Source organism: Pantoea sp. X-Soil-TKNS-1280 (assembly GCF_059730475.1).
The window spans coordinates 2,387,963-2,405,598 of sequence record NZ_AP035962.1; the positions used below are offsets into that span (position 1 = coordinate 2,387,963).

Below are 17,636 nucleotides of genomic sequence, written 5' to 3' on the forward strand. Positions count from 1 at the left end.
CGTGCTAAACCTGGCCGCCGCTATGCCGATAACTTATACGTTACTTTGGCTTTAATCCTGGTCCTTGCAAGGTGGTTACTGATGCTCATAGCCCAGCAATTTGTTGGTCAATTTCGCCGTAAGCGTTTGCTTATTGCGTTAGTGATCGCCGCGCTGGTATTAATTCTTACGCTGACTTTTCGTTATATCGAAGAGAAGTCACGTATTGAGCAGCAGTCACTGGATTTTGCGTCACGCGCCATCGAACGTTTTGATCGCATGTTTTCACCGCTGGATGTCTCCGCCAATAACACCCTGGGATTGGTTGGCGTACCCTGTCCGGAAGTGCGTTTCCCACTGATTGAAAAAATCGCCGCGCTACAAACGGTGCGTTCAATACAGCTGGTGCAGAACGACACCCTGTATTGTTCCAGCATTTATGGTCCGAGTAATATTTCTTTCAGCCAGACTTACCCCGAACTGGCGATTAATAATCAGCGCATGATGTTAACCACCGATGATTACCTGTTAAAAGGTTCTCCGGTGCTGTTGCTGTGGACACCTAAATCGCTGGATAACCGCGAAGGTCTGCTTCAAATGATTAATATCGAGCTGATGACCAATTATCTGCTGGAGCCGCAGTTGCCATGGGTGGAACGCGCCATTTTCAACGTTGGCGGCCAAAGCCTGGAGTATGGCAATCCGCTGATCGAACCGACCGTCCCCTCTGATGATGAAGTAGCCTACGATCAGGCATCCCTGCGTTATCCCTATACCATTACCCTGTATGGCCCCTCGCCCGCCCGTCTGGCGCTGAGTACCATGCCCTCGCAGTTACCGCTGGCGGTGCTGCTGAGTCTGTTGATGGGTTATATTGTCTGGCTGGCGACCGCTAACCGCATGAGTCTTAGCTGGCAAATTAGCTATGGGATCACGGCCAATGAATTTATGGTCTACTGTCAGCCGCTGATTAATGCCAAAAGTGGCGAATGTGATGGTATCGAATTGCTGCTGCGCTGGCATAATCCGCGCCAGGGCTGGATCGCGCCCGATGTATTTATTCCACTCGCTGAACGACAAAATTTAATTGCCCCGCTAACGCGTTTTGTCATCGCTAAAGTGGTGGATGAACTCCCGAACCTGCCGCGTTGCCCCTCCTTCCATATTGCGATTAACGTCGCCGCCAGCCATTTCCACGATCGGGCGATCGTCGAGGATTTGCAGCGCATCTGGTGGCCAGCCAATCCGCTGCCAGGCCTGGTGGTGGAATTGACCGAGCGCGATGCGTTACCCATCATTGATCAGTCGGTGGTGGCCCAATTGCATGAGATTGGTGTCAGGCTGGCGATTGATGATTTCGGCACCGGACACAGCTCGCTGGCCTATCTGAAAGACCTGAAGCCGGATGTGCTGAAGATCGATAAGATCTTTACCGCAGCCATCGGCACTGACGCAATCAACGCCACCGTGACTGATATGGTGATTTCACTGGCACAGCGTCTGAATATCGCCCTGGTGGCGGAGGGCGTGGAGACGGCGGAACAGGCGCATTATCTGCGTGAACGTGGTGTGGATCATTTGCAGGGGTATTTCTATGCCCGACCAATGCCGATTGAAGATTTCCCCGACTGGCTGGAACAGCATCAGGCTCAGTTGAGTGCATAAAAAACGGCACCCGCGGGTGCCGTTTAGCATTATGCTTCTTCTTCCTCATCGTGCGGTCGATCGCGGGTCACACGAACCAGGTCCACCCGATAATCTGTCGCTTCGATAATCTGGAAATGCAACGGAGGGAGGTCAATCACCTCACCTGGCACGGGCAGTTGGCCTTTCTGATCGATCAACAGACCTGCCAGTGACGCGTGGTCATCTTCTGCTTTCACCAGCTCATGATAATCCAGCAGCTGTTGCAGAGAGTGCAAATCGGTGCCCCCTTTCACCAGCCAGCCATCGCCATCGACGATAATGTCCGGAGTTTCATCTTCGTCCGGGAATTCACCGGCAATCGCTTCCAGCACGTCAAGCGGGGTAATCAAACCCTGCACCACGCCGAATTCGTTAGTGACGATCACGAAGCTGCCTTTGGCACGGCGCAGCACGCCTAATAGGTTGATCGGGTCCAGCGTTTCCGGCACTACAATCGGCGGCGTATTGGCGGCGAAAGTCGCCACATCCATGCCGTGCTCCAGCGCGACCAGCAACTCTTTGGCGCGTACTACACCGATGATCTCATCCAGCTCACCACGGCATACCGGGAACAGGCTGTGCGGCGTATCCAGCAATTGAATGCGAATTTCGTCCAGCGGACGTTCCACATCTACCCACGAGATTTCACCGCGTGGCGTCATAATGCTGCGAATCGAACGTTGTGCCAGCGTCAGCACGCCGTTGATCATATAGCGCTCTTCATCTTTAAAGGCTTCCTGCGGCAATGCCTCCACCAGCGCTGACTCTTCCGTGTTGACGGCTTGCTTACGCTGACGTCCACCCATCAGACGCAAAATCGCTTCTGCGGTACGTTCACGCATCGGACGATGTGCCTGATGACGAATAAAGTTACGACGCGCAATCTGGTTAAACAGCTCGATCAGAATCGAGAAGCCAATCGCGGCATACAGGTAACCTTTCGGAATATGGAAACCAAAACCTTCCGCCATCAGCGACAGACCGATCATCAACAGGAAGCTGAGACACAGCACCACCACGGTGGGATGCGCGTTAACAAAACGCGTCAACGGTTTCGAGGCCAAAAGCATGACACCCATGGCGATCACTACCGCCGTCATCATCACCGGCAGATGGTTCACCATCCCCACAGCAGTGATCACCGCATCCAGTGAGAACACCGCGTCAAGCACCACAATCTGCGTCACCACCGCCCAGAAGCTGGCATAGCTGCGGTTGCCCTGATGCTCCAGATGGCGGTTTTCCAGTCGCTCGTGTAGTTCCATCGTGGCCTTGAACAACAGGAAGATACCACCCACCAGCAGAATTAAATCGCGCCCGGAAAAGCTGAAATCGCCTACGCTGAATAGGGGTCGCGTCAATGTCACCATCCAGGAGATGAGTGACAGCAGGCCAAGTCGCATAACCAGAGCCAGCGACAGACCGATCAGACGCGCTTTATCGCGCTGCTTTGGCGGCAGTTTGTCCGCCAGGATGGCGATAAAAACCAGGTTATCGATGCCGAGAACAATCTCCAGCACGATGAGCGTCAGCAAACCCGCCCAGATTGAGGGGTCGAAGAGAAATTCCATCAATGACTCCTTACCAGGGGAATGCGTACACGTGAGCCGGTCTGCGCAATAAAGCGAGACAGCAGATCGTTAACGGTTTGGATAACGCCGGAAGGCGTGAAAGCATGCGCCAGCGGGCGCGGAGAAAGTGTGAAGCGACGTCGGTGACGGTCCATAAAGGTGAGCTAAAGCCCGGTACTCCTGAGGAATAAACAGAACGTTAATGTATCAGTTACATTTCTGGCGTCAAAAAATTTTCTTACATTTACAAACAGTAACAGCCTGAAAGGAGGAGAGATAAAAGCACAAATTAACCCCGTTACGCTCTCAATAACTGACAAACATCACATAAATTATTTTTTCACTCACTAAAATAAATCGCGACCTTATCGCTGTGCAGCGGAAAGTTTTGGCTTATTAATCGATGCTTTTCTTCATCTTAGCCCGAAACGATCCACATGAATCAACAACGGTAATTTTCATCGATTCCCGGCGAAGCCAGAGAATCTCTCATGCGAACGGAGGTAGCAAGTGACCATTGCTATTGTAATTGGTACACATGGCTGGGCGGCAGAACAACTGCTAAAAACAGCAGAAATGCTGTTGGGTGAGCAGGAAAATGTCGGATGGATTGATTTCGTTCCCGGCGAAAATGCAGAAACGCTAATAGAAAAGTATCAGGCGCGACTGGCCAATATGGACACCTCAAAAGGTGTACTGTTCCTGGTCGACACCTGGGGTGGCAGTCCCTTCAACGCGGCAAGCCGCATCGTGGTTGATAAACCGGATCATGATGTCATCGCCGGGGTCAACATTCCGATGCTGGTGGAAACCCTGATGGGACGGGATGACAATCCCTCACTGGAGGAGTTAATTCACATCGCGGTCGAAGCCGGCCGTGAAGGCGTGAAGGCGCTAAAAACCGAAACGGCGGAACCCGCTCCTGCTGCACCGGCTGCCAAAGCCGCTCCGCAGCCGCAGAAACCGCTGGCTCCTGGCGAGCACATGAAGATTGGTCTGGCGCGTATTGATGACCGTCTGATTCATGGCCAGGTCGCCACCCGCTGGACCAAAGAAACCAACGTCACACGTATCATTGTCGTCAGCGATGAAGTTGCCAACGACCATGTGCGTAAAACACTGCTCACCCAGGTCGCCCCTCCCGGTGTCACCGCGCATGTGGTGGATGTCGATAAAATGATTCGCGTCTGGAACAACCCGAAATATGGCCGCGATCGCGTCATGCTGTTGTTCACCAACCCTACCGATGTCGAACGTATTGTTGAACAGGGCGTGGATATCAAATCGGTCAATATCGGCGGGATGGCGTTCCGTCAGGGCAAAACTCAGGTTAACAATGCGGTCTCTGTCGATGAAAAGGATATTGCCGCCTTCCGTAAACTCAATGACCGGGGTATTGAACTGGAAGTGCGCAAAGTTTCTAACGACCCGAAACTGAAAATGATGGACCTGATTGCGAAGGTAAATCCGTAATTCGCCATCTGCGCCTGCGTATGTGGGCGAAAATTCGTGACCTTTGCTTAGGAGAAATGCAATGGAGATAACCTCGCTACAAATCGTTTTGATATTTATTGTGGCCTGTATCGCCGGGATGGGTTCGATTCTTGATGAGTTCCAGTTCCACCGTCCGTTGGTGGCCTGTACCCTGATTGGTGCGGTGCTCGGCGATATGAAAACCGGCATCATCATCGGTGGTACGCTGGAAATGATTGCACTCGGCTGGATGAACATCGGTGCCGCCGTGGCCCCCGATGCCGCCCTCGCCTCCATCATCTCAACCATTCTGGTTATTGCCGGTGGTCAGAGCGTCGGTGCAGGTATCGCGCTGGCGATTCCGCTGGCGGCAGCTGGCCAGGTGCTGACCATTATCGTTCGTACTATCACCGTAGCCTTCCAGCACGCTGCCGATAAAGCGGCCGAGAAAGGTAACCTGTCGGCGATTTCGTGGATTCACGTTTCCGCTCTGCTGTTGCAGGCAATGCGTATCGCGATTCCCGCGTTAATCGTCGCCATTTCCGTCGGCACCAGTGCGGTACACACCTTGCTGAGTTCGATTCCGGAAGTGGTAACCAACGGCCTCAACATCGCCGGTGGCATGATCGTGGTGGTTGGTTATGCGATGGTGATCAACATGATGCGCGCTGGCTACCTGATGCCGTTCTTCTACCTCGGCTTCGTTACTGCCGCCTTCACCAACTTCAACCTGGTGGCACTGGGCGTGATTGGTGTGGTAATGGCAGTGCTGTATATCCAGCTGGCACCGAAATATAACCGTGTTGCCGGTGCTGCTGCGGCCGGTCCTGCGCAAAACGACCTCGACAACGAACTCGATTAAGGAACAGGTGACATCATGGTTGATACAACTCAGTCTCAAAAGAAACTCACCCCCGGCGATGTCCGTGGTGTGTTCCTGCGCTCCAATCTGTTTCAGGGTTCGTGGAACTTTGAACGTATGCAGGCGCTGGGCTTCTGCTTCTCAATGGTGCCGGTAATTCGTCGTCTTTATCCGGAAAACAATGATGACCGTAAACAGGCCATCAAGCGCCACCTGGAGTTCTTCAATACCCACCCGTTTGTGGCCGCACCGGTACTCGGTGTCACCATGGCGATGGAAGAGCAACGTGCCAATGGTGCAGCGATTGATGATGGTGCCATCAACGGTATTAAAGTTGGCCTGATGGGCCCGCTGGCCGGTGTTGGTGACCCGATTTTCTGGGGTACGGTACGCCCGGTGTTTGCGGCGCTAGGTGCCGGGATCGCCATGAGCGGTAGCCTGCTTGGCCCATTGTTGTTTTTCCTCTTGTTCAATATCGCGCGTTTGCTTACCCGTTATTACGGTGTGGCTTACGGTTATCGTAAAGGGGTGGATATCGTTAGCGATATGGGCGGCGGCTTCCTGCAAAAACTGACGGAAGGGGCGTCCATCCTCGGCCTGTTTGTCATGGGGGCGTTGGTAAACAAGTGGACACATGTCAATGTGCCGCTGGTGGTATCACGCATCACTGACCAGACCGGTAAAACCACCGTTACCACGGTTCAGTCGATTCTTGATCAGCTGATGCCGGGCCTGATCCCACTGCTGTTAACCTTTGGTTGTATGTGGCTGCTGCGCCGTAAAGTTAACGCCCTGTGGATTATCGTCGGCTTCTTTGCGATTGGTATTTTCGGTTACTGGATCGGTTTGCTCGGCCTGTAAAAGGCTCAGCCGGGAGCATGTCTCCCGGCTGCTTATTGACGTTACCTGAGCGCCAACGTTCAGGTAACTTCTGTTAAGGAATCATCATGTCACTGACTGACGCCCTGATTGTCCTGTTGATTGCGGGCCTGCTGTTGTTCGCCATCTACGATGAAGCCATTCTGCCGCGCCGTAATGGCCCAACCAAATTGCGGGTGGCGCTGCGCCGCCGCCATAAAATCGATAGCGCCATCTTTATCGTGCTGCTAATGATTCTGCTGTGGAATAACGTCAGCCATCAGGGGCCGCAACTGACCACCACCCTGCTGATGGTGTTGAGCTTTATGGCAGTCTGGCTATTCTGGCTGCGCAGCCCGAAACTGCTGATGAAAAACGACGGTCTGTTTTTCGCCGGCGTATGGATTGATTATCGCCGCATCCAAAGTATGAACCTGTCCGAAGATGGCATCCTGGTGATGCAGCTGGAGCAGCGGCGTCTGCTGATTGCGGTGAAACAACTCGACGATTTAGAACGTATCTACAACACGCTGGTGGAAGCGCGTTAATCGCGCTGCCAGAGCGTCAGGGTGAAATCCGCGTCACAACTGAACTCTGTCGCTTCTGCCAGGGTTTGCCACACGTCTTCACGCGCACGCCAGGCGAAAGGTGTCATTTGCAGCAAGGTGGTTGCCGCTTTTCCGCTCAGTGTCATGGTATAAGCCAGGTTTTGCTGTTCAACCTGATGAAAACCGGCATACGCCTTCTCCTCCGCCACATGCAGCTGCACTTTGCGATAAATTAACGCTTTAAATTGCTGCAAATGATGCGGCCCAGGGGTCACCGTCAGCAGATACCCCCCCTGTTTTACCACCCGGCTTAGTTCATCTTCATTACAGGGGGCATAGATGCGCACAACTGCATCCAGTGAAGCATCAGCAAATGGCAGGCGTTGGCTTGAAGCGACACAAAACTTTACTGAGCGATAACGCTTCGCCGCCATGCGAATGGCTGCCTTCGCCACGTCAAGGCCACAGACCTGCGCTGATGGCAGCGCAGCAGCCATTGCTGCGGTGTAATAGCCCTCACCACAGCCAATATCCAGCAATTGCGCTGAGGTACCCTGCAGACGCTGCGCCAGCCATGAGGCAAGGTGATCGCGCAGTGGCTGATAATATCCGGCATCGAGAAACTCGCGTCTTGCCAGCAGCATTTCCGGGCTGTCTCCCGGCTGACGGGAGCCTTTATGCTGAACCGGTAACAGATTGACGTACCCTTCTTTGGCCTGATCGAACTGATGTCCGGCTCCACAGCGGTAGCTGGTGGCCTGCAACAGAAGTGGCTGGTGACAAAGCGGGCAAATCAAAGACATAGATAACTCCGGGTTAGCGATTCGCGGCGCAGTGTAACCTGGTCATCTGGTAACAGAAAGGATAAAGAAAAGCCCCGGTCAGTGACCGGGGCTTTAAGATTCGTTTCAGCGGTGCATGGCACCCAGCCTGGCGACGAAATCAGATAGCAGTGACGTTAACTGCTGCAGGGCCTTTCTGGCCATCCTGGATTTCGAATTCAACGTTTTGGCCTTCGGCCAGAGTTTTAAAACCATTGCCCTGGATTGCAGAGAAGTGTACGAACACATCTTTGCTACCGTCAGCAGGGGTGATAAAACCAAAACCTTTAGACTCGTTGAACCACTTAACCTGACCTTTAATTTTTGCCATTTTTGCAAATTCCTTAGAGTGTTTATATTGCCCGGAGGCAGACTTACAGAGAAACCAGAGACATTTACTGCATGAGGCACTAATTTAAGGTTTCGGCAAGGAAGCGGTATTCAACGTCAACGTCTTTACTCGTAACTTCTTTACTGAAGATGCCATACATAAACAGAACTGTACCTCGTTTAACCCACGAATCGTTATCACATATCCGCAAATTAATGGCAAGCCATTTTTAAAAGGTCATCGACTTGCCGCACATAATTGCTAGCCAGGGCACAGGCTTTGCCTGTTTCGCTTCCGCCGTCGTTTGCCGATACTGCACAAAAAAAGGTTATTGATCAGTATCATTACAGCCAAAAATTGTTGTAGTCGAATTAGGGGGAACTGTCCAATTCGCCACTATTTAAACAGATAAACATACGCAAAAAATATTGCAAAAATATGGCATGGATAATGTAATCCACCAAAATGTTAACGTCTGACGCAACATATGTGCATCGTTCAAATCCTGTACAATAGTTTTTATTTAGTACAGCTTATTAATAGTTTTGCACCAAAATCAGGAAAATATAAACCTGCCTGCCCCAAATATATGCACAAATTTGATTTGGCATTTATCTCATTTTTTTCTAACGTCACAACAATTAAATGTTAAAAAAACGCACCAGCTGGCGGAATTTAACAAAATGGGCTTAGGACAAATCTGAATCGATATTCGGCAAATTGCGGCTTTCACCTATTCTCCACGGCGCAAAGTCAGTCCCCGTCTCCCCTGCAGTGCGCAGTGCCTGTACCAGCACTGCGGGCGGTTCATCCAGCGATTCATCTGCCAGTTCAAACACTCCCCAGTGAATGGGGATGGTTACCGGCCTGCCGATTTGCTGCCACAGTTGCACCGCCTGGTCCGGGTCCATATGCTGACCGCGCATGAACCATTTTGGTGCGTAAGCGCCGATCGGCAAGGCAGCAAGGTTAAATGGCCCCAGTTTCTGGGCGATGGTCGTGAGATTTTCACTGTAACCACTGTCACCCGAAAACCAGAAATTAAACGTGGTATTCCTGACCACCCAGCCACACCACAGGGAGCGGTTACGGTCAAAGAAAGAACGCATACTCCAGTGACGTGCAGGTACCGCAGTAAAGTGGATACCGGCCAGCTCAATGCTCTGCCACCAGTCCAGCTGAGTCACGTGACGCACTCCCCGACGACGACACCAATCTTCCATACCGAGCGGTACCAGAAAATGCGCCTGCGGAAATTGCCGCGCGATACGCTTCACCGTCGGGCGATCCAGGTGATCATAGTGATTGTGCGAGATCAGCACGTAGTCGAGATGAGGTAACTGAGCAACGCTGAGCGGTGCCGGGGTCTTACGTTGTGGACCCACAAACGGTAGCGGTGACGCGCTTTGCGACAGAGCCGGGTCAATCAGCAGGTAACGTTGATTAACACGCAGCAATAAAGCGGCATGTCCCAGCCACCAGATGCGATCGTCATCACCACTTAAATCAGCCGACTGGCACCAGTCACTGATAAATGCCGGATAACCCGCCTGCGGTGGCAGAGGTAGCCCCTGCTCTTTGCGCTCACGCCGCCAGCGTTGCAAATCCCCGGGATGCCGTAACTCCTCTTCCGGGTTACGGAAGCCCTGCGGCGTGTGGTGCATTTTTGCCGCATCGTACCAGGGATTTTGCCAGGCCATTACCTCTCCACTCGATGATTAACGTTCCGGGATTAAGCGAATAAAATCGCGCTTTTCACTCTCTTCTTCGCTTTTTGTTGCAGTGTCTGGCTGTGCGTCGGCCAAACGGCGCAGTAGCGCATTTTGTTTCTTTTGTTCTTCCAGTAGCGCTTCCAGCAATTGAATCTGTTCGCTGGCCCGCACGCTGGCCCGGTTAACAAAGAACCAGGCGATAAAGGCCACAACGATAATGATGGCCAGTACGCCATAGCTGAACAGCGGACTGGAATTTGCGGCTAACTCATTCATAACTGCCTCAGATTACTGATTAATGTCAAATACTCACTCAGCTGCTGATTCTACGCCTTGCGACGGCAAAAGATAATGGGCACGAACGGAAAGCAGAATTTCCTGTGCGCCATCTTTCAGTTATCTCTGATCGATCTGGCGAGGAAAGCGAGGCATGCTGCTACTATAGAGATGGCAGCAACATCTGGACAGCTGCGTTATGTATCACATGGAGACAAAATGAAACTATTCATCCGGGCGATAGTGGTCATCGCCGTTATCTGGTTAGCAATGTTATTTACGGGTTATGGCGTGTTAACCGGCAGCAATAAAAACGCGGCCGGACTCGGCCTGCAATGCAGCTACCTGACTGCACGTGGCATGATCACGGCACAGTATCTGCATACCGATAGCGGTATTGTCGGCGTGACGGACTGCCCGCTGCTGAAAAAGAGCGGTGAAGTGGTCGATAACTGATCTGTAAACGGGCTGGTAACGCAGCCCGTTTATCGCATCGGTTTAAAAAGGATAGTTGTGATAGCCCATTTGCTCAGAGACAGCTCGTGCGGCACGATGCAGCATGGCAACATATTCGTTTTTGCCTTCTTCCGAGAAACGAATCGTCGGGAATGAGATGCTCAGACCGGCAATGACGACGCCAAAGCGGTCAAACACCGGCACCGCGATGCAACGTAATCCCTCTTCCTGCTCCTCGTTATCTTCACCAAAGCCCTGCACCTTCACCTGGTCGAGCACCTTCAGTAACGCCTCAGCGCTGACGATGGTATTGGCGGTGCTGCGACGAAATTCCACTTCGCGCAGGATCTCCTGCACCTCGCTACGATCGCGCCACGCCAGCAAGACTTTGCCAATTGCCGTGGTGTGCAGCGGATTACGGCGTCCAATCCGCGAATACATGCGCAGGTTGTAGAGCGAATCAATTTTGTGAATATAAACGATGCTGTCTTCTTCCAGCGCCCCGAGATGGATGGTCTCTTTGGTCAGACGTGACAGCTCACGCATCTGCACATCGGCGCTGCGAATCAGGTCAACATTTTGCAGCGCCTTGGCACCCAGCTCGAATAACTTGAGCGTCAGCGAGTATTTTTCCGTTTCACCTTCCTGTGCCACATAGCCCAGCGACTTCATAGTCTGTAAAAAGCGATAGACGGTGCTTTTTGACATCATCACGCGCTGAGACAGCTCGGTAATGCCATGATCGCGCTCTTCCCCCAGCGCCTGCAAAATACCAAACACCTTCATCACCGAAGAAACGGAATCGGGCTGTTTATCGTTATCAGCGTTCGCCATCGCGTATCCTTTTTTGAGGTTGTTTCAAAAAAAACGGAACAGAAGCGCCAGTATATGCGTTTCAGGCCACAGGCGGCAATGCACAGCACTAAGCGACACATTCACAGATACTTTTTGTCATGCAATACGATGCTTTCCGGCACAGAATTGATTAGCATGATGATATTCACTTACTTCACTTATTCCTTCTATGTCCGCAACCTCACTTCAGGATGGTTTACCCGTTCCACAACGTTATGGCGCAATTATTACTATTGCGCTGGGCATTATGATGGCGGTGCTGGATGGCGCGATTGCTAACGTCGCCTTGCCTACCATCTCACGCGAATTAAACGCCAGTCCGGCTGAATCGATATGGATTGTGAACGCCTATCAAATCGCCATCGTTATCTCGCTGCTATCGCTGTCGTTTCTCGGTGACATGCTCGGTTACCGCCGCGTCTATCAGGCTGGCCTGGCGCTGTTTATCGCGACATCGCTATTCTGTGCGCTGTCGTCGTCACTGAATATGCTCACCCTTGCCCGTGTACTCCAGGGATTCGGTGGCGCGGCGCTGATGAGCGTTAACACCGCACTGATACGCATCATCTATCCACAGCGCTTCCTTGGGCGCGGCATGGCGATCAACTCGTTAATCGTGGCCGTGTCCACCGCCGCAGGCCCGACGGTAGCAGCTGCTATTTTGTCGGTTGCCAGCTGGAAATGGCTGTTCCTGATTAACGTACCGCTGGGGATTATTGCTCTGTGGCTGGCGCTGCGTTTCCTGCCGGATAACCAGCAGAAAGCGAAGCAACAGAAGTTTGACGTGGCCAGTGCCATTATGAACGCGCTGTTCTTTGGCCTGTTGATCTCGGCGCTAAGTGGTTTTGCCCAGGGTCAAAATCACTGGCTGACACTGGGTGAAGTCGTGGCGCTGCTGTTGGTCGGCGTGGTGTTTATTCGTCGCCAGTTAGCGATGCCGGTACCGCTGCTGCCGGTGGATCTGCTGCGCATTCCCATCTTCACCCTCTCTCTCGGCACCTCTATCTGTTCATTCTGCGCCCAGATGCTGGCAATGGTTTCACTGCCCTTCTTCCTGCAAAACGTGCTGGGACGTGATGAAGTGGCCACCGGCCTGCTGTTGACTCCCTGGCCGCTGGCAACGATGGTGATGGCCCCGATCGCCGGTCGTCTGATTGAGAAGGTGCATGCCGGTCTGCTGGGTGGACTGGGGCTGGCGATGTTTGCGGCCGGTCTGTTTCTGCTGGCCCTGCTGCCCTCGCAGCCAGCCGATGCCGATATTATCTGGCGCATGATGCTGTGCGGTGCGGGTTTTGGCCTGTTCCAGTCGCCCAACAATCACACCATAATCTCCTCCGCGCCACGTAACCGCAGTGGTGGTGCCAGTGGTATGTTAGGAACCGCACGTTTGCTGGGACAAAGCAGCGGGGCTGCGCTGGTGGCGTTGATGTTCAACCTGTTCAGCGAGAGCGGTACTCATGCCTCGCTGATTCTGGCTGGTGTCTTTTCAAGCGTCGCTGCGGTGGTGAGTATGGCGCGCATGACACAATCACGTGAAACTGCCGAATCTTAAAAACTAAGGGCGCCTGCTGAGGCGCCCTTTTCGTTGTTGCTATTACTTCAGATATGCACCGCTGCGTAACGCTTCGATTCGCTTATCCAGCGGCGGATGTGACATAAACAGCTCGCTGAGCGATTTACCCTTACCATTGATACAGAAGGCCATCATGCTGCTCGGCTCCTGCGGTTCATAGCTGGTTTTCAAACGCTGCAACGCGGCAATCATCTTTTCACGACCGACCAGCTTCGCTGACCCCGCATCGGCATGGAACTCACGATGACGCGAGAACCACATAGTGATGATGCTGGCGAGAATGCCGAATACCAGCTCCAGCACGGTAGCTACCGCAAAGTAGACCAGCGGGTTGCCGTTACTGCTTTCTTCACCATCGCGGTTGCCCGACAGGAAACCGGAAGCCACCTGGGCAATGATACGTGAAATGAAGATCACGAAGGTGTTCACAATACCCTGAATCAGCGTCATGGTGACCATGTCGCCGTTGGCAATATGGCTGATTTCATGGGCCAGAACCGCTTCTGCTTCATCGCGACTCATGTTTTGTAACAGCCCGGTGGATACCGCCACCAGCGATGCATCACGACGTGCACCAGTCGCAAAGGCGTTGATATCGGGCGCGTGATAAATGGCAACCTGCGGCATAGCAATGCCGGCCTGCTGAGCTTGGCGGCCAACGGTGTCCATTAGCCAGCGTTCCGTTTCGTTACGGGGTTGTTCAATTACTTCACCACCGACTGAACGTAACGCCATCCATTTAGACATCAGCAGTGAAACAAACGCACCGCCAAAGCCAAACAGACCTGCCATAATCATCAGACCCTGAACACTGCTTGACTGGATTCCTGTCAGACTGAGAATCAGTCCGAAAACCAACATCACCGCCAGGTTGGTGATCAGGAAAAGAGCAATACGCATCATAAACGTTAATCTTCCTCAGTTGTGCTCGCGCTTATACGCGGATATACATCCTAGGGTCATTACGCAGCATTTCAAGCAACCTTAATCTTTAAGTGTCTAAAAAGACATAACTTTACATTCAGTAATGTCTCTGCGCCTGGCAAACATTAAGTGACTTAAGGGATAAAAAAAAGCACCGCATTGAGCGGTGCTTGTGATTTACGCCTAACGATTATTTACTGCCCGCTGCCTGCGGCTGGGATTTCTCCAGCTGCGCCAGGTCATTGGCAATTTTCACCGTTTCATCCAGATACGGATCCGGCTCTTTGTAATCCTTCGGCAGATCGTCAAGGCTCTTCAGCTGCGGTTTGCCCTCGGCCTGATAACGCGCGTTGATACGTTCCAGACGTAATGCATCTTCATCATGGTTCTCTTTCTCGCGCTGGACAAGATTGAGAGACACGATATTGCGTTTGTCTTTGGTCGCGTTGAAGCGCGCAATATCTTTCATGATGTACTGGAACTCGCGATCTTTGGCGATGCGATCGTTATGCTCTTTGGTCAGTTCCGGCACCAGCGGCGTGATATCACCGGTTTTGGTGTAGGTCGCCGCACTGACGCTATCCCACGGTAAGGCGTTATCTTCAAACTTCTCACCGGTCTCTGCCGCTTCGACGCCAGTCGGCATCAGCAGATCCGGCGTGACGCCTTTACGCTGGGTGCTGCCGCCATTGATACGGTAGAACTTCTGAATGGTGTACTGGACAGAACCCAGTGCAGGCCATTCCGGGCGCAGCATCTGATCATAGATACGGTTCAGCGAACGATACTGCTGCACGGTACCTTTACCAAAGGTCGGTTCACCGACAATCAGCGCACGACCATAATCCTGCATGGCGGCGGCAAAGATCTCAGACGCGGAAGCACTGAAGCGATCCACCAACACCACTAATGGGCCTTTGTAGTACACGATGCCATCATTATCACTGTCCTGGCGCACGCGACCATTGTTGTCACGCACCTGCACAACCGGGCCACTCGGAATAAACAGGCCTGAAAGCGATACCGCCTCAGTCAGTGCACCACCGCCGTTGGTACGCAGATCAATCACGATGCTATCGACATTCTGCTTCTGCAGTTTCTGCAGCTGTACTTTCACGTCATCCGTCAGACCCACGTAGAAGCCCGGGATATCCAGCACGCCGACTTTTTCTTTGCCGACGGTCTGCACCGTGCCTTTCACCGCGCGGTCTTCCAGGCGGATTTTCTCACGCGTCAGGGTCACAATGCGGGTTTTGGTCCCTTTGCCAGCAGGCAGGATTTCCAGCCGTACTTTGCTGCCTTTCGGACCTTTGATTTTGGCTACCACATCATCGAGACGCCAGCCGATGACATCTTCCATCGGTTTACCGGGTTGAGCCACGCCAACAATACGATCGCCTACGCTGATCGATTTACTCTTCGCCGCCGGACCACCCGCCACCATCGAATTGATTACCGTGTAATCATCATCCATCTGCAACACAGCACCAATGCCTTCCAGTGACAGGCTCATCTCGGTGTTGAATTGCTCGGTGTTACGCGGTGACAGGTAGTTGGTATGCGGATCGATTTCGTGTGCAAAGGCGGTCATCGCCAGCTGGAACACATCTTCACTGTTGCTCTGCGCCAGACGACGGATAGCAAAGTTATAACGCTTGGTCAGCGTGTCACGAATCTCTTTGTCATCTTTACCGGCCAGCTTGAGGCTCAGCTCATCAAATTTGACCTTCGCATCCCACAGCGCATTTAGCTCATCGGTGCTTTTCGGCCACGGTGACTTGCTGCGGTCAATGTCGATGGTGTCATTGCCGGTAAAGTTCATCGGGCGATTTAGCACGCTCAGCGCATACTGATAGCGCTCAAAGCGGCGTTTCTGCGCCAGATTGTATAAATCGTAAAAAACATCCAGCTTGCCGCTGCGCAGTTCATCACCCAGCGTGGTCTTCTTATCGGCAAACTGCGCGATGTCTGAAGCCAGCAGCACATTGTGGTTGTAATCGAGCAGATTCAGGTAGCGATCAAAAATTTTCGCAGAAAAATCCTGATTCAGGTCGAACTGACGATAATGCGAACGGGTAAAGCGCGAGGTGACGCGTTCACTGACGGTGGGATGCTGTGGTTCTTCGTGTAACTGGGGAATCTGATCTGCGCGGGTAATGTTATCCGCAGCAAAACTGGGGCCTGCCAGCAGCAGGCCCGCGATCATACCGATCTTAAAAATAGTGTTCATGCCAGGGTCAGCCTCCGTTTCAGAACTGCAAATGTTCTGCGCGCACAATCATTGCCATGCCGGAAGCGAGCTGTACCCGAACGCCATCTTTAGTAATTTCAAGAATGGTTGCGTCCATCGCACTTTTGCCTGCTTTAACTTTAATATTCTGGCCGGGTTGCAAAGTTGAGGTATCAGTGATGGGTTTAGCTCGCGGTGGGCGTGGCGCAGCGTTACGTTCAGCAGAGGCGGCACGCGGTGCCTGCGGACGCGGTTTACGCGGCGCCTCACCTTCAGCGGTTTTACGCGGAGCCGGTTTGCGCGGACGACGTTCGCCCGTCTCTTCACCTGCTTCACGTTTCTTCGCTTTTTGCTGCTCGCGCTGTACCTGAACACGCGCTTTCGCTTCTTCCAGCTGTTTGCGCGCATGTTCAACATGTTGCTCATCCAGCACGCCACAGGCGTTGCCGTCGAGGTCAACACGGATGGCACCCGCTTTAATGCCGTAAAGGTAACGCCAGCTTGAGGTATAAAGACGTAAGGCCGAACGCAGTTGCGTCTTGCTCAGGCCCATATCGCCCTGAACACGCTCGACCAGATCCTGAAAGATACCGATTTTGAGCGGACGCGCTTCACCTTCGGCGCTAAAGCAGTGCGGAAAACGCTCCGCCAGAAAGGCGATGACTTCTTTACTGCTATTCAACTTAGGTTGATTTTCCATGAAATTTCCTGATTACAACGGGTTTGCCGACCAGAGCAGGCATGAACAGGCGACATTATAATGACAACATCGCCAAATGCTATGTGATCCAGTCGATTAGCTGCGCGTCAGTTGAAGAAATTTTTCAATGTCGCTGCCCGCCAGTACTTCACAAAGCCCGTCAGTAAGGGCCACCAGCCCCGCTTCATCCTCACTATCGAAGCGAGAATAAACCGTACTGTCGATGTCCAGCACACCGACTAACGTGCCATTCACTTTCAGAGGAATCACGATTTCGGCATTACTGGCGGCGTCACAGGCGATATGACCGGGGAAAGCGTGCACATCTTCCACGCGCTGCACTTTCTCTTCTGCAATCGCCGTGCCACAAACACCCTTGCCTACAGCAATACGCACACAGGCAATTTTGCCCTGGAAGGGACCCAGTACCAGCGTATTTGCTTCAGTCAGCAAATAAAAACCTGCCCAGTTGACGCCTTCCAGGCGTTCAAACAGTAACGCGCTGCAATTACCCAGCGCGGCGAGGAAAGAGGTTTCACCTGCCAGCAGCGCACGCGCATCGCGATTTAAATCCTCGTAAAAGGCTTTTTTGTTCATTGTTTAACCATAATTCGACGCAGCAAAGCCGCGTGTGTCACTCAGATGTTAAAATAAGCACTAATTATCCAGCGTCACAAGGTGAATCATTGTGTTAGTTACTATACCCTTAGCTTTCTGTGGATCGAACTTCATGCCACCACAGATGTCTCAGCCAGCAACCTGCTGCCTGACATGCCGGTAA

At 52.6% G+C, this 17,636-nt stretch carries 18 protein-coding genes; 7 read left to right on the forward strand and 11 right to left on the reverse strand.

Annotated elements, in window-relative coordinates; translation table 11 throughout:
• The first annotated feature begins 81 nt into the window (after positions 1 to 81).
• Entirely contained in the window at positions 82 to 1,644 is a 1,563-nt protein-coding gene (gene pdeD / locus AC6I8X_RS11145; protein WP_299451312.1) for a cyclic di-3',5'-guanosine monophosphate phosphodiesterase PdeD, read from the forward strand.
• Between the two features lie 29 nt (positions 1,645 to 1,673).
• Here pdeD and AC6I8X_RS11150 read toward each other — a convergent pair whose 3' ends face one another.
• Complete coding sequence (locus AC6I8X_RS11150) at positions 1,674 to 3,236, reverse strand: TerC family protein (protein WP_497839797.1); 1,563 nt, start codon at positions 3,234 to 3,236, stop codon at positions 1,674 to 1,676.
• Positions 3,237 to 3,746: 510 nt separating this feature from the next.
• Here AC6I8X_RS11150 and manX point away from each other — a divergent pair.
• The 4 genes from manX (at position 3,747) to AC6I8X_RS11170 (ending at position 6,977) form a co-directional block, all read left to right on the forward strand.
• A complete protein-coding gene (gene manX, locus AC6I8X_RS11155) occupies positions 3,747 to 4,709 on the forward strand; it encodes a PTS mannose transporter subunit IIAB (protein WP_299451315.1) in 963 nt (320 codons plus the stop codon).
• A gap of 61 nt (positions 4,710 to 4,770) precedes the next feature.
• Entirely contained in the window at positions 4,771 to 5,571 is an 801-nt protein-coding gene (locus AC6I8X_RS11160) for a PTS mannose/fructose/sorbose transporter subunit IIC (protein WP_084875295.1), read from the forward strand.
• A gap of 15 nt (positions 5,572 to 5,586) precedes the next feature.
• Positions 5,587 to 6,432: a PTS mannose transporter subunit IID gene (locus AC6I8X_RS11165; protein WP_013509404.1), complete on the forward strand. Its 846-nt coding sequence runs from the start codon at positions 5,587 to 5,589 to the stop codon at positions 6,430 to 6,432.
• 86 nt (positions 6,433 to 6,518) lie between these two features.
• On the forward strand, positions 6,519 to 6,977 hold the full coding sequence (locus AC6I8X_RS11170; protein ID WP_313688408.1) for a DUF986 family protein: 459 nt from the start codon (positions 6,519 to 6,521) through the stop codon (positions 6,975 to 6,977).
• Here AC6I8X_RS11170 and rlmA read toward each other — a convergent pair.
• The 5 genes from rlmA to AC6I8X_RS11195 all read right to left on the reverse strand — a co-directional run bounded on the left by rlmA (position 6,974) and on the right by AC6I8X_RS11195 (position 10,117).
• Complete coding sequence (gene rlmA / locus AC6I8X_RS11175) at positions 6,974 to 7,780, reverse strand: 23S rRNA (guanine(745)-N(1))-methyltransferase (protein WP_497839798.1); 807 nt, start codon at positions 7,778 to 7,780, stop codon at positions 6,974 to 6,976. The genes AC6I8X_RS11170 and rlmA overlap by 4 nt on opposite strands.
• Before the next feature lie 139 nt (positions 7,781 to 7,919).
• Positions 7,920 to 8,129, reverse strand: a complete 210-nt coding sequence (cspE, locus tag AC6I8X_RS11180) for a transcription antiterminator/RNA stability regulator CspE (RefSeq protein ID WP_001062678.1) — start codon at positions 8,127 to 8,129, stop codon at positions 7,920 to 7,922.
• A 79-nt stretch (positions 8,130 to 8,208) separates the two neighbouring features.
• On the reverse strand, positions 8,209 to 8,289 hold the full coding sequence (locus AC6I8X_RS11185) for a DUF2627 domain-containing protein (protein WP_139810977.1): 81 nt from the start codon (positions 8,287 to 8,289) through the stop codon (positions 8,209 to 8,211).
• Between the two features lie 529 nt (positions 8,290 to 8,818).
• On the reverse strand, positions 8,819 to 9,829 hold the full coding sequence (locus AC6I8X_RS11190; protein WP_497839799.1) for an MBL fold metallo-hydrolase: 1,011 nt from the start codon (positions 9,827 to 9,829) through the stop codon (positions 8,819 to 8,821).
• Positions 9,830 to 9,847: 18 nt separating this feature from the next.
• Entirely contained in the window at positions 9,848 to 10,117 is a 270-nt protein-coding gene (locus tag AC6I8X_RS11195; RefSeq protein WP_208715350.1) for a YebO family protein, read from the reverse strand.
• 219 nt (positions 10,118 to 10,336) lie between these two features.
• On the opposite strand from AC6I8X_RS11195, the gene AC6I8X_RS11200 reads away from it, so the two are divergent.
• Positions 10,337 to 10,573 (forward strand): YobH family protein, encoded by a 237-nt coding sequence (locus AC6I8X_RS11200; protein WP_084875306.1) that lies wholly within the window; start codon positions 10,337 to 10,339, stop codon positions 10,571 to 10,573.
• 42 nt (positions 10,574 to 10,615) lie between these two features.
• On the opposite strand, the gene kdgR is transcribed toward AC6I8X_RS11200, so the two are convergent.
• Positions 10,616 to 11,407: a DNA-binding transcriptional regulator KdgR gene (gene kdgR, locus AC6I8X_RS11205; RefSeq protein ID WP_313688416.1), complete on the reverse strand. Its 792-nt coding sequence runs from the start codon at positions 11,405 to 11,407 to the stop codon at positions 10,616 to 10,618.
• 190 nt (positions 11,408 to 11,597) lie between these two features.
• Between kdgR and AC6I8X_RS11210 the strand changes: the two genes are divergently transcribed.
• The gene (locus AC6I8X_RS11210; protein WP_313688418.1) at positions 11,598 to 12,980 is read left to right on the forward strand and encodes an MFS transporter; all 1,383 of its coding nucleotides are present in this window, start codon (positions 11,598 to 11,600) and stop codon (positions 12,978 to 12,980) included.
• A 42-nt stretch (positions 12,981 to 13,022) separates the two neighbouring features.
• On the opposite strand, the gene htpX is transcribed toward AC6I8X_RS11210, so the two are convergent.
• The 4 genes from htpX to AC6I8X_RS11230 all read right to left on the reverse strand — a co-directional run bounded on the left by htpX (position 13,023) and on the right by AC6I8X_RS11230 (position 17,452).
• Complete coding sequence (gene htpX / locus AC6I8X_RS11215; protein WP_021182993.1) at positions 13,023 to 13,904, reverse strand: protease HtpX; 882 nt, start codon at positions 13,902 to 13,904, stop codon at positions 13,023 to 13,025.
• 211 nt (positions 13,905 to 14,115) lie between these two features.
• On the reverse strand, positions 14,116 to 16,155 hold the full coding sequence (prc, locus tag AC6I8X_RS11220; RefSeq protein WP_497839800.1) for a carboxy terminal-processing peptidase: 2,040 nt from the start codon (positions 16,153 to 16,155) through the stop codon (positions 14,116 to 14,118).
• Between the two features lie 19 nt (positions 16,156 to 16,174).
• A complete protein-coding gene (proQ, locus tag AC6I8X_RS11225; protein WP_497839801.1) occupies positions 16,175 to 16,855 on the reverse strand; it encodes an RNA chaperone ProQ in 681 nt (226 codons plus the stop codon).
• 96 nt (positions 16,856 to 16,951) lie between these two features.
• Positions 16,952 to 17,452, reverse strand: a complete 501-nt coding sequence (locus AC6I8X_RS11230; RefSeq protein WP_084875316.1) for a GAF domain-containing protein — start codon at positions 17,450 to 17,452, stop codon at positions 16,952 to 16,954.
• Positions 17,453 to 17,636: the final 184 nt, after the last annotated feature.